At 74.0% G+C, this 12,619-nt stretch carries 10 protein-coding genes; 6 read left to right on the top strand and 4 right to left on the bottom strand.

Annotated elements, in window-relative coordinates; genetic code table 11:
- Window positions 1-110: 110 nt before the first annotated feature.
- A complete protein-coding gene (locus RND61_RS22420) occupies window positions 111-374 on the bottom strand; it encodes a WhiB family transcriptional regulator (RefSeq protein WP_023588371.1) in 264 nt (87 codons plus the stop codon).
- Window positions 375-1,052: 678 nt separating this feature from the next.
- Between RND61_RS22420 and RND61_RS22415 the strand changes: the two genes are divergently transcribed.
- Genes RND61_RS22415 through RND61_RS22405 form a run of 3 tightly spaced genes read left to right on the top strand, consistent with a single transcriptional unit; the run spans window position 1,053 to window position 3,850 of the window.
- Window positions 1,053-1,580 carry a cysteine dioxygenase gene (locus RND61_RS22415; protein ID WP_315879839.1) on the top strand — a complete coding sequence of 176 codons (528 nt, stop codon included), beginning with the start codon at window positions 1,053-1,055 and terminating at the stop codon, window positions 1,578-1,580.
- 12 nt (window positions 1,581-1,592) lie between these two features.
- A complete protein-coding gene (gene cofD, locus RND61_RS22410; RefSeq protein WP_315879838.1) occupies window positions 1,593-2,549 on the top strand; it encodes a 2-phospho-L-lactate transferase in 957 nt (318 codons plus the stop codon).
- A complete protein-coding gene (locus tag RND61_RS22405; RefSeq protein WP_315879837.1) occupies window positions 2,546-3,850 on the top strand; it encodes a coenzyme F420-0:L-glutamate ligase in 1,305 nt (434 codons plus the stop codon). The genes cofD and RND61_RS22405 overlap by 4 nt, the downstream gene beginning before the upstream one ends.
- 80 nt (window positions 3,851-3,930) lie before the next feature.
- On the opposite strand, the gene RND61_RS22400 is transcribed toward RND61_RS22405, so the two are convergent.
- From RND61_RS22400 to RND61_RS22390, 3 genes are all read right to left on the bottom strand, one after another.
- Window positions 3,931-5,022, bottom strand: coding sequence for a DNA-3-methyladenine glycosylase family protein (locus tag RND61_RS22400; protein ID WP_391653910.1), 1,092 nt, complete (start codon window positions 5,020-5,022; stop codon window positions 3,931-3,933).
- Between the two features lie 201 nt (window positions 5,023-5,223).
- The gene (locus tag RND61_RS22395) at window positions 5,224-6,306 is read right to left on the bottom strand and encodes an NDP-sugar synthase (protein ID WP_315879835.1); all 1,083 of its coding nucleotides are present in this window, start codon (window positions 6,304-6,306) and stop codon (window positions 5,224-5,226) included.
- Between the two features lie 153 nt (window positions 6,307-6,459).
- Window positions 6,460-8,139, bottom strand: a complete 1,680-nt coding sequence (locus RND61_RS22390) for a peptidoglycan recognition protein family protein (protein ID WP_315879834.1) — start codon at window positions 8,137-8,139, stop codon at window positions 6,460-6,462.
- Between the two features lie 128 nt (window positions 8,140-8,267).
- On the opposite strand from RND61_RS22390, the gene RND61_RS22385 reads away from it, so the two are divergent.
- From RND61_RS22385 to RND61_RS22375, 3 genes are all read left to right on the top strand, one after another.
- On the top strand, window positions 8,268-9,041 hold the full coding sequence (locus RND61_RS22385) for a TIGR03089 family protein (protein ID WP_315879833.1): 774 nt from the start codon (window positions 8,268-8,270) through the stop codon (window positions 9,039-9,041).
- A gap of 289 nt (window positions 9,042-9,330) precedes the next feature.
- Window positions 9,331-10,551 carry an LCP family protein gene (locus RND61_RS22380; RefSeq protein ID WP_315879832.1) on the top strand — a complete coding sequence of 407 codons (1,221 nt, stop codon included), beginning with the start codon at window positions 9,331-9,333 and terminating at the stop codon, window positions 10,549-10,551.
- A gap of 258 nt (window positions 10,552-10,809) precedes the next feature.
- The gene (locus RND61_RS22375; protein WP_315879831.1) at window positions 10,810-12,615 is read left to right on the top strand and encodes an LCP family protein; all 1,806 of its coding nucleotides are present in this window, start codon (window positions 10,810-10,812) and stop codon (window positions 12,613-12,615) included.
- Window positions 12,616-12,619: the final 4 nt, after the last annotated feature.

Genomic DNA, 12,619 nt, shown 5'->3' with positions numbered 1-12,619 from the left:
AGGGGGCGGACCGTCGGGCGGGCACGCGCGGGTGGTCTCCGCGGTCGGGCGGCGGCGGGCAGGGGAACGGCGCCTGCGGGCCGCGGGGGCCGCAGGGGCCGCGGGGAGGGTCAGACGGCGGCCTTCTTCAGGCGGCGGCGCTCGCGCTCGGACAGGCCGCCCCAGATTCCGAACCTCTCGTCATTGGCGAGTGCGTATTCGAGGCATTCCGAGCGGACTTCACAGGCGAGACAGACCTTCTTGGCCTCGCGGGTGGATCCGCCCTTCTCGGGGAAGAAGGACTCGGGATCGGTCTGGGCGCACAACGCGCGCTCCTGCCAGCCGAGTTCCTCGTCCGCGTCCTCGACCAGCAGTTCCTGGAACAACTCGGTCATCTGCGCCCCTCGTCTGTCTCTATACGTCCCCGTGATGCCGCCGTTTCCCATTTCCGGCCGAACGACACGAGCGAAATTACAAGTGTGTAGCTCCGGGGCAGTCAAGCTGAGATCTGCTATTGGGCCCGGTATTCACTCTGCGGAACCAAGGTGGTGCGGAAAGTGTTCAAATCAGCAAAAATGAGACACTGCCCGCCGCCTGTCCCGCGCTCCGCCGCCGGACGCCCCTCGCCATGGAGGACGATCCGGGCCGCGATCCTGTTGCGATCGGGCCGGCGAAGCGACCCGGATCACAGCCGGGTCACGGACCCCTGGCGGTGTTTGCGCGGGTGGTTCCTGCGCCATGTGTCCCGGACCCCGCCAGCACAAACCTTTCTTCTGACGCCCTGACCGGATGAGGTGAATCACTGCCGCCGAACCGGTCACCGATTTGACAGGAGGAATCGGGCCGGTCCACCGTGGGGGCATGCCAGCGACCACAGCGCTCCTCGCGACCCACGGTGCCCGTGGGTTCCGGCGCGCTGTCCACGCGCGCTGTTGCTGTTCGTGCTGTTGACGCCGTAGCGCTCCAGCCCCTCCCCCAGGCGAGTCCCACGCCGCACCCGCGCACGCCCGTTCCCCCGGCGCACGCGCGGGCCCGTACCCGCCGAACCGCTCCGCCGAGGACACCCAGCACCCATGAACAGCGACAGCGACCTCCAGATCGCCGGCGACATCCTCGCCGTCCAGCACCTCCTCCAGCCTGCCAAGGAACACCCGAGCACCGTCGCGGAGTTCGCCGGTCTCGCCCGCTCCATCGCGGCCGACCGCGCCCTGTGGGCGCCGCTCGTCGCGTACGACGCCACGACCCGCTGGTACCGCCGGCTGCGCACCGGGCCCGGCTACGAGGTGTGGCTGCTGTCGTGGCTGCCCGGCCAGGGCACGGGGCCGCACGACCACGGCCGTTCGTCGGGTTACTTCACCGTGCTGGAGGGCGAGCTGACGGAACGTACGGAAGGGGGCGTGCGGACGCTCGCCGGGGGCGCGCAGGGGGCGCCGGGCCGGGTCGTCACCCCCGGCCGGGTGCACGAGCTCGTCAACGACTCGCTCGAACCGGCCGTCAGTCTGCACCTCTACTTCCCGGGCCTCACCGACATGCCGATGCACGACACGGCCGGAGTTATCCACAGTTTCGCCCCGAGCGCCCGGAGTGTCGTCCCCGCCTGACAGACTGCCCGCATGCGCATGGTGGTTCTGGCCGGTGGCATCGGTGGTGCCCGTTTCCTGCGCGGCCTCAAGCGGGCCGCGCCCGACGCGGACATCACGGTCATCGGCAACACAGGTGACGACATCCATCTCTTCGGGCTGAAGGTCTGCCCCGACCTGGACACGGTGATGTACACCCTCGGCGGTGGCATCGACGAGGAGCAGGGCTGGGGCCGTGCGGACGAGACCTTCACGGTCAAGGGCGAACTCGCGGCGTACGGGGTCGGACCGGAGTGGTTCGGCCTCGGCGACCGCGACTTCGCCACGCACATCGTCCGTACGCAGATGCTGGGCGCCGGTTACCCGCTCAGCGCCGTCACCGAGGCGCTGTGCGACCGGTGGCGGCCCGGCGTGCGGCTGCTGCCGATGTCCGACGACCGGGTCGAGACGCACGTCGCGGTCGAGATCGGCGGCGAACGGCGGGCGGTGCACTTCCAGGAGTACTGGGTGAAGTTGCGCGCCTCCGTCGACGCGCACGCGGTCGTGCCGGTCGGCGCCGAGCAGGCCAAGCCCGCGCCCGGCGTGCTGGAGGCGATCGCCGAGGCGGACGTGGTGCTGTTCCCGCCGTCCAACCCGGTGGTGAGCATCGGCACGATCCTCGCCGTGCCGGGCATCCGGGAGGCCGTCGCGGAGGCCGGCGTCCCCGTCGTGGGCCTGTCGCCGATCGTCGGGAACGCGCCGGTGCGCGGCATGGCCGACAAGGTCCTCGCGGCGGTGGGCGTGGAGGCGACGGCCGCCGCGGTCGCCCGGCACTACGGCTCGGGGCTGCTGGACGGCTGGCTCGTCGACACGGTCGACGCGGACGCGATCGCGGAGGTGGAGGCCGCGGGGATCCGCTGCCGGTCCGTTCCGCTGCTGATGACCGACGTCGACGCGGCCGCGGCGATGGCGCGCGAGGCGCTGGCCCTCGCCGAGGAGGTGCGCGGATGACCGTCTCGTACCGGGTGTGGGCACCGGACGGGATCCCCGAGGTCACGAAGGGCGACGACCTGGCCGCGCTGATCGCCGCGGCCGAGCCGGACCTCGCGGACGGCGACGTCGTCCTCGTCACGTCCAAGGTCGTGAGCAAGGCGGAGGGGCGGGTCGTCGCCGCCGAGGACCGCGAGGCGGCCATCGACGCGGAGACCGTCCGGACCGTCGCCCGGCGCGGCACGCTCCGGATCGTCGAGAACCGCAACGGGCTGGTGATGGCCGCGGCCGGTGTCGACGCGTCCAACACGCCCGCCGGGACGGTCCTGCTGCTGCCCGAGGACCCCGACGCGTCCGCCCGCGCTCTCCGCGCCGGGCTGCGCGACCTGCTCGGCGTCGACGTCGGCGTCGTCGTCACCGACACGTTCGGCCGGCCCTGGCGCAGCGGGCTCACGGACGTCGCGATCGGCGCGGCCGGTGTGCGCGTCCTGGACGACCTGCGGGGCGGCACCGACACGTACGGCAACCCGCTCGTCGCGACGGTCGTGGCCAGTGCGGACGAGCTGGCCGCCGCCGGCGACCTGGTCAAGGGCAAGGCCGCCGGGCGGCCCGTCGCCGTCGTGCGCGGCCTGCCGCACCTGGTGGCCGGGGACGGTGAGGACGACCCGGGCGCGCGGGCGCTGGTGCGCGACGCGGGCAGTGACATGTTCCGGCTCGGCACCTCGGAGGCGGTGCGCGAGGCGGTCACGCGGCGCCGCACCGTACGGGCGTTCACCGACGACCCGGTCGACCCCGGTGCCGTACGGCGCGCGGTGGCCGCGGCGGTGACGGCGCCCGCGCCGCACCACACGACGCCGTGGCGGTTCGTGCTGCTGGAGAGCGCCGCGTCGCGGACCCGGCTCCTGGACGCGATGCGGGAGGCGTGGATCGCCGACCTGCGGCGGGACGGGCGGGACGAGGAGTCCGTCGCCCGGCGCGTCCGCCGCGGCGACGTCCTGCGGAACGCGCCGTACCTGGTGGTGCCGTGCCTGGTGACGGCCGGCGCCCACCACTACGGGGACGCGCGCAGGGACACCGCCGAGCGGGAGATGTTCGTGGTCGCGGCGGGCGCCGGGGTGCAGAACTTCCTGGTGGCGCTGGCGGGCGAGCGGCTCGGCTCGGCGTGGGTGTCGTCGACGATGTTCTGCCGCGACGTGGTGCGGGAGGTGCTGGACCTGCCGGACGACTGGGACCCGATGGGCGCGGTCGCGATCGGTCGGCCCGCCGAGCCGGCGAAGCCCCGGCCGGAGCGGGACCCGGAGGACTTCCTCACCGTCCGGTGAGGCCCCGCGGGCCGCGCGGGCCGGTCCGTCGTGGGCGGGGTCGGCCGGTCCGTCGTGGGCGGGGTCGGGTGGGGGGCGGGTCAGAGGGGGGCGATGTCGCGCGGTGTCATGCGTGGGGCGCGGCGGGGCGGGGTGCGGCCACTGAGCAGGATCAGCCGGGCGGCGCGGTGCCGCTGCCCGGCGTACGGCTCCAGCAGCTCCAGCATCTCCGCGTCGTCCGCGTCCCGGCGGCCGGCCAGGGCGTGGCCGACGATGCCGGGCAGGTGGTAGTCGCCGGTCGTGACCGCGTCGGGCGCGCCGTTGCTGCGCTGGACCGTCTCGGCGGACGTCCACGGGCCGATGCCGGGGACCAGCTCCAACCGGCGCCGGGCGTCCTCGGGCGCCATGCCGGCCGCCTCCTCCAGGCGGGGCGCGACCCGTACGGCGCGGAGCACGGTCGCCGAGCGCTTGCCGTCGACTCCCGCGCGGTGCCACTCCCAGGACGGGACGAGCGCCCACGTGCGGGGTTCCGGCACCACGGAGAGGCGGAGCGCGGCGGGGGCGCCGGGCGCGGGGTCGCCGTACCGGCGCACGAGCAGTCGCCACGCGCGGTACGCCTCGTCCGTCGTGACCTTCTGCTCCAGGATCGACGGGACCAGCGACTCCATCACCAGCCCGGTGCGTACGAGCCGCAGGCCGGGGAGGCGCCGCCGGGTCAGGGCGAGGAGGCGGTGGCGGGGCGTGAACGCGTCCGGGTCGTCCCGCTCGCCGAGCAGGACGGGCAGCCGGTCCAGGAGCCAGTCCGCGCCGCTCCCCCACGCCTCGGCCTCGACGGCGCCGCCGCTCGCGGTGATCCGCAGCGTGCCGGGCCCCTCGGGCGTACGGCACGTCCGCCAGAACGCGCCGTCGGGCGTGGCCCGGAAGGTGGGGTCGCCGGGGCCCCGCCGCAGCGGGCCCAGCGTGAGCCCGAGGTCCAACGGCCACGGCGGCACCCAGCAGCGCCGCCGGGACCGCGCCGCCGGGGCGCCCGTCGGGCCCGGGGCCCGGGCCGGAACGCGCGTGGAGTGCCCGGCCGTCGTCCCCGCCGCCCCCAGCCGCCCGGGAGGGCCGGAAGTGCCGGGAGGGCCCGCGGGTACGCCCGGGCCGCCGGGCGCGGGGGTGCGCCGGGGGCGGGGGGCGTAGCGGCCGGCCACGGGGGCTCCAGTGGTGCGGGAAGGTCGGATCCCCGACAGGGTCGGGTCTCCGACAGGGTAGTCCCCGGACGCGTCCGGCTGCCGGTCGTTCCGCCCCGGTCACCACCCCGCAACGCCGTAACCCCCGGAGGCGACCGGCTACTGGCTCGTCCCGCCCGGGTTCACCACCCCGTAACGCCATGGCCCCCCGGACGCGCCCGGCTACTGGTCGGAGGAGAAGCGCACCGACGCGTCGGGCAGGCGGGCGCCGCACCAGACGCGGACGCCGTCGCGCAGTTCGTTGTCGGCGCCCACGTGCGCGCCGTCGCCGATCACCGCGCCGTGCAGCACGGTGCGGGCGCCGATCCGGGCGCCCTCGCCGACGAGGGAGTCGGTCACCACCGCGCCGGGCTCGACGACCGCGCCCGCCATGACGGCGCTGCCGTCGATCCGGGCGCCCTCGCCGACCGTGGCGCCCTCTCCGATGACCGTACCGCCGGTGAGCTTGGCGTCCGGCGCGACGGTCGCGCCGGCCACGACCAGGCGGTCGCCGCAGCGGCCCGGTACGGCCGGGGAGGGGGCGCGCCCCAGGACGAGGTCGGCGGAGCCGCGGACGAACGCCTGCGGGGTGCCGAGGTCGAGCCAGTACGTGGAGTCGACCATGCCCTGGAGGTGGGCGCCGTCCGCGAGGAGGCCGGGGAACGTCTCGCGTTCGACGGAGACGGGCCGGTCGGCGGGGATCGTGTCGATGACGGACCGGCGGAACACGTACGCGCCGGCGTTTATCTGGTCGGTGACGATCTCCTCCGGCGTCTGCGGCTTCTCCAGGAACGCCGTGACGCGTCCGGTGGGGTCCGTGGGGACGAGCCCGAACGCCCGCGGGTCCTCGACCCGGGTCAGGTGCAGGGAGACGTCGGCGCCCGAGGTCTCGTGGGTGTCGACCAGGGCGCGGATGTCGAGGCCGGTGAGGATGTCCCCGTTGAAGATGAGGACCGGCTCGTCCGGCCCCGACGTGAGCCGCGGGGCGACGTTGCGTATCGCACCGCCGGTGCCGAGCGGCTCCACCTCGGTGACGTACTCCAGGTGGAGCCCGAGCGACGACCCGTCGCCGAAGTACGGTTCGAACACCTCGGCCAGGTACGAGGTCGCCAGCACGATGTGCTCGACGCCGGCCGCGCGGGCCCGGGCGAGCTGGTGCGTGAGGAACGGCACGCCCGCCGCCGGGACCATCGGCTTCGGTGTGTTCACCGTCACCGGTCGCAGCCTGGTTCCCTTGCCGCCGACCAGGAGGATCGCTTCTGTCACCTGTCGTCTCTGCTTCCTGCTGGGCCGGTCGTGGGGTGGTGGCCGGTCCGGCGCTCCGGCCCCGGCCGGGGAGCGCTCATATGATCGGCACGACCAGGCAGTGTAGGCAGATCCTAGGCAGACCTGGACGGACGGTCCGACACGGCGTTTCGGTCAGGGCCTGCCCTGGTAGCCGGCGGAGGCGGCACGGATCGTGCCGAGCTTGCCGTACAGCTTGGCTCCGGGGCAGGTGGTGGAGTAGCCGTCGCGGTGTCCGGAGATGGTGTTGAACTGAACCTTCGTGCCCTTCTTGTACCGGTTTCCGCCGCCCGACGTCAGCGTGCTCTTGCCGCGCGGGTCCTTTCCGTAGAGGCCCAGTTTCCAGGCCGTCAGCTTCGCGACGGCGGTGACGGCTTTGGCGGGCGGGGTGGTGGAGGAGAACGAGCCGAGCACCGCGATGCCGGTGGTGTTGGTGTTGAACCCGAGGGTGTGGGCGCCCTGGACGGGCTTGGCCACGCCGCCCGCGCGGCCCTCGTAGATGGTCCCGCACTTGTCGATGGCGAAGTTGTAGCCGAGGTCGCGCCACCCCATGCTCTGGACGTGGTAGCGGTAGATGCCGCGCAGGACGGAGGGGGCCTGGGCGCAGGTGTAGTTGTTGCCGGTGGCGCTGTGGTGGACGAAGGCCACCTGGACGGACTTCGTGTACAGGAAGTTCGGTTCGCGCAGCTTCTCGTCGGCGCCCCAGCCCTTGCGGGTGACGATCCGCGGGCGCGCGCCGATGTACGGCTTGGCGGCGGTGGTGCTGGGGAGGTCCGCCTCCGTCTCGGCCTTGGAGAGCGCCGGGATCTCGGTGGCGCCGAGGGGGGCGAGGTCGGCGTTGACGGCCGAGGCGGCCGACTCCTCCGGGGTGAGCGCGCCGGCGTCCTGATCACCCTCCACGGGCCCGGTGGGACCCTCGTCCATGTCGGTGTCGGTGTCGGTATCCGTGTCGGTGTCGGTGTCCGTGTCGGTGTCACCGCCGTCGTCGGTGTCGGTGTCACCGCCGTCGTCGGTGTCGGTGTCACCGCTGTCGTCACCGTCGCCGTCGGTGTCACCGTCGTCGCCATCGGCGTCACCGCCGCCGTCGTCACCGTCGTCGGGGTCCGTATCGTCGGGGTCCGTGTCGTCGGGGTCCGTGTCGTCGGGGTCCTCGTCCGTTGCCGGGTCGTCGTGCGGGGCGTCGTCCTGCGGCGCGGCGTCCAGGCCCTGTCCGGCGCCCCCGGCGCCGGGCTCCGCCGCACCGGCCGGGTCATCGCCCGGGTGCACCAGCTCGACGCGCAGACCGCGCGGCAGGGCCGGCGCCGCGGCACCGCGCCCCTCGGACGTCTCGGGCGCCTCGGGCCGTACGCGCACCTCGACGCCGTTCGAGTCGCCCACCCACAGCGGCGCGGTCCCGCCGCGCACCGCCTCCGAACGGGCTTCGGCCGTACCGGGGTCGGCGCCGTGGTCGTGCTGGTGGGCCTCCAGGTCCTGCCAGGCCGACCAGGCGCCGGTCGCGGTGGACCGCGTGCGCACCTGGACGGTGCCGTGCAGTTCGGCGTCGGGTTCGTCCCAGACGACCCCGACCATCGAGAACGGTTCGACGTCCCGGCGCGGCAGGCCCTGGGCGGCGCGGGTGCCGGGGGGCGCGCTGCGCTCGGGGTCGGGCAGCGGCACGAGGGGCAGGGAGCGGGTGGAACCGGGATCCGGCACGTCGCCCGCCGCGGGCGCGGCGACGGCCGATGTGGACAGGGTCAGGGGCAGTGCGAGGGCGGAGCCGGAGGCGGTGGCGACCGCGACCGCTACGCCGATCAAGGGAACTCGAATGGAACGCATAGCCAGATAGTGGACATTTCACCGGAGTTGCGCTTCTCGATTTCCCTGACGCCCCATCGGTCCTTCCGGCGTACGGGATCACCCGCTCGGCCCCGCCGCGCCCGCCCCGCCCGCGTACCCTTGGCCGCGTGAACGCCAGCGACCGCACCCCCGCCGACCTGCTGCGATCCGCGCTCGCCGCGGACCCGGCCCGCCCCTTGGTCACGTACTACGACGACGCCACCGGTGAGCGCGTCGAACTCTCGGTGGCCACCTTCGCCAACTGGGTGGCCAAGACGGCGAACCTGCTCCAGGACGGGCTCTCCGCCGAGCCCGGCGAGCGGGTCGCCCTGCTGCTGCCCGCGCACTGGCAGACCGCCGTCTGGCTGCTCGCCTGCGCGTCCGTGGGCGTGGTGGCCGACCTCGACGGCGACCCGGCCGGCGCGGACCACGTGGTGGCCGGCCCCGACCGGCTCGACGAGGGCCTGGCCTGCACCGGCAGCCGCCTCGCCCTGTCGCTCGCCCCGCTGGGCCGCCGCTTCCCCGTGCCGCCCGCCGGCTACGACGACTACGCGGTCGAGGTGCCGAGCCAGGGCGACCGGTTCGCCCCGTACGCCCCCGTCGACCCGGACGCCCCCGCCCTCGCCGTACGCGACTCCTCGGGCGGCCGTACGGAGCTGACGGGCGCCGCCCTCGTCGAGCGGGCGCGCGCGGACGCGGCGCGGCGCGGCCTCGGCCCCGGGTCGCGGCTGCTGTCCGGGCTGCCCTGGGACTCCTGGGAGGGCGTGGCCGCGGGGCTGTACGCGCCGCTGGCTGCGGGCGGCTCCGTCGTCCTGTGCCGCCACCTGGACCGGCTGGCGCCCGAGGCGCTGGCCGCGCGGATCGGGAGCGAGCGCGTCACCGACCGGGCCGACGCCGCCTGACGCGGCCGGGCCCACGCCGTCCGACACGACCGGGCCGACACCGCCAGACACCGCCAGACACCGCCAGGACGACACCGCCCGACACCGCCGGCGCGGCCGGACCCCCGGCCCGCCGCCGTCCACCCGTCCGGCGGACCGCGTGCCGAGTCCGCCGGGTTCCGGGGTCCCGTCCGGTACATCATCGGCGGTACGCCTCACCGGGCGCACAACCCCGCGCGGGGTTCGGCCGTCTCACCATGCGACGGCCGCCCTGGGTGCCGCCGACGCCTTCTAAGGACGGACTGACGACGTGACGGACACCGCCGGCACTCCCCCCGACCCGGACACCTCGGCCGGACACCGGCCGACGTGGCTGCGCTGGGCGGCGCTGGGCTCGTCCGTCGTCGTCCTCGTGGCGGCCGGCGCCGGCTGGTGGCTGTACCGGAAGCTCGACGGCAACATCACCACCGACGCGGCGGCGGTGGCCGAGCTGAAGCGCTACGAGCGGGAGCGCCCCCTGCCCGTCCCGCGCGGCGGCAGGAACATCCTGCTCATCGGCTCCGACACCCGGGCCGGGGAGAACGCCGAGTACGGGCAGGACCAGGGCACGCAGCGGTCCGACACGACGATCCTGTTGCACCTGTCGGCACGCGGCCACGGCGTGACGGCCGTGTCGCTCCCGCGCGACCTGATGGTGGAGCTCCCGGGCTGCCGCACGAGCGCGGGCAAGCGGTCCGCGCCGCGGTTCGCCCAGTTCAACCTGGCGTTCCAGGCGGGCGGGACGGCGTGCACGGTCCGTACGGTCGAGAAGCTGACCGGCATCCGCGTCGACCACCACGTGGTGGTCGACTTCCGGGGGTTCAAGGACATGGTGGACGCGGTCGGCGGCGTGCGGGTGTGCGTCCGCGAGCCCATCGACGACCCGGACGCCAAGCTGGAGCTGCCGGCCGGGCCGCAGACGCTCGACGGCGAGCAGGCCCTCGGCTACGTGCGGGCCCGCAAGTCCCTCGGCAACGGCAGCGACACGGAGCGCATGAGCCGGCAGCAGGAGTTCCTCGGCGCGCTCGTCACCAAGATGCAGAGCAACGGCGTCCTGCTCAACCCGGCCCGGCTGTACCCGGTCCTGGACGCGGCGACCAAGGCGCTCACCACGGACCCGGAGCTCAACTCGCTGAAGGACCTGTACGACCTGGCGCGGCGGCTGCGCAGCGTACCCACCGAAAAGGTGCAGTTCCTGACGGTTCCCCGGAAGCCGTATCACGCCAATCCGAACAGGGACGAACTAGTACAGCCGGACGCGGGGCTGCTGTTCAAGCGGCTGCGCGTGGACGCGCCGGTGGCGGTCGTCCCGGCCGCCGAGCGGGACGGCCGCGGGGCGACGCCCTCGGCACCGGCGACCGGGGGGCCGACCGGGGCCTCCGGGACCCCCGGGGCGGGCACCGCGCCGGGCGCTTCGCCGAGGGCCTCCGGGGCCCCCGCCCCGGTGCCCACGTTCACCGGAACCAATGCGGCCGCGAACGCGTGCCCTTGATGCGCGGGCCCGTCGGGGGCCCGCGGGGAGGTGTGAGGAAAATCGTGACGGGGGCGACGGAGTATGACGATTGGGCGGAATGCCCGCTTGTAAGGGGCGTGGAATTTGTCACGGACGTCGCCCGGCGCTGAACTGGGCGGATAGTGTGACGCGATCCGGTGCGAGCGACCGAGCAGGACGCGCACCCGTGGATCGAAAGACCGAGCGCCCGATGGGGGAGGGCGCCTCGCGTGGCACCGACGGAGGACTCAGGCGACCGTGGACGCGCACAGCCGTGGAGGGGCGGAGGGCATCGACCCCGCCGACCAGTGGGTACTGAACCCGCAGACAGGCAACTACGAACTGCGACTGGACCACTCCGAAGGGCAGCAACCCTCCACCGCCCCCCACCCCGCGGCCCCGCCCGCCCAGGGGCGCCGGGCCGCCCGTACGCCGTCCTCGTCCGCCGCGCCGGCCGCCCCGGCCGAGAAGTCGCCGGCGGGCCCCCGGCGCCGTGCGGCGGAGGTCCCCGGGCAGCGCAGGCGCCGGACCACCGAGCCGCCCGCGCAGGGCGGCGGACGCCGCGCCGCGGCCCCGGCGGCGGCCGGCCGGCGCCGGGGGAAGGCGAAGGGCGGGAAGACCCGTACGAAGAAGGCGCTCATGTGGACGGGCGGGGTCACCGCGTTCGCCCTCCTCACCACCGGTGCCGTCGCCTACTACCTGTACGAGCGGCTCGACGGGAACCTCAGCACCATCGACGTCGCGGGCGCGGGCGGCGGCACCGGCTTCAAGAAGGACCAGGCCATCAACATCCTGGTCATCGGCACCGACAAGCGCACCGGTGACGGAAACTCCGGCTACGGCGACAAGAACAGCCCCGGACACGCCGACACGACGATCCTCCTGCACGTCTCCAAGGACCGGACGAACGCCACGGCGCTGTCCATCCCGCGCGACCTGATCACCGACATCCCCGAGTGCACGACGAAGCTCGACGACGGCACGGAGAAGAAGATCCCCGCCCAGAGCGGCGTGCGGTTCAACACGAGCCTCGGCCAGATGGACCGGAACCCCGGGTGCACCATGGCCACCGTCCACGAGCTCACCGGCGTCCCCATCGACCACTTCATGATGGTCGACTTCAACGCCGTGAAGACGCTGTCGTCGGCCGTCGGCGGGGTCGAGGTGTGCGTCGAGCAGCCCGTGAAGGACAAGAAGTCCGGGCTGGACCTGCCCGCCGGAACGAGCGTCATCGAGGGCGAGCAGGCACTGGCGTTCGTCCGCACCCGGCAGGCGTTCGGCAACAAGAGCGACCTGAGCCGCATCCAGACGCAGCAGCAGTTCATGGGCTCGATGTTCCGGAAGATGAAGTCGAGCGACACGCTGACCAGCCCGTCGAAGCTGCTGGACCTCGCGGACGCGGCGACGAAGGCGCTCACCGTCGACGACGGCATAGGCAGTGTCAAGAAGCTCCAGGAACTGGGCATGGAGGTCGCCAAGGTCGACCCGAAGAACATCACCTTCGCCACGGTCCCGGTGCTCGACAACCCGGCCGAGACGGTCAAGGCGACGGTCGTCCTCGACGAGGCCAAGGCCGAGCCGCTCTTCTCCATCATCAAGAACGACATCTCGCTCACCGAGGTGGAGCAGAAGGAGAAGGACGCCAAGAACGCCCGCAAGGAGGCGCAGGCCGCGCTCCTGGAGGGCCCCCGCGCCAAGGCCGCCGACGTACGGGTCGACGTGTACAACGGCAGCGGCGTGCGCGGCGGGGCCCAGTCGACGATCAGTTGGCTGCAGAACTCGGCGGGCGTCCTCAAGTCGACGAACAAGGCGAACGCCCCGGCGGAGATCGCGAAGACGACGCTGGAGTTCGCGCCGAACCAGGCGGACCAGGCCCGCGCGCTCGCGGACCTGATGGGCCTGCCCGCGACGGCGCTGAAGCAGGGGGCGGAGGACGCCGGGGAGCGCGAGCCGATGACGCTCACCCTCGGCAGGGACTTCAAGGGCGCGGGCGTCCCCCTCACCGGACCGGCGAAGGCGCCGGAGGGCGCGATGGCAGCGGACAAACAGGTGTGCGCGAAGTGACGCG

Origin of the sequence: Streptomyces tamarix (genome assembly GCF_032423885.1) — a bacterium.
Classification (GTDB): Bacteria; Actinomycetota; Actinomycetes; order Streptomycetales; family Streptomycetaceae; genus Streptomyces; species Streptomyces tamarix.
The sequence above is the reverse complement of the archived record's forward strand: the minus strand, read 5'-3'. Positions and strand labels throughout refer to the sequence as shown.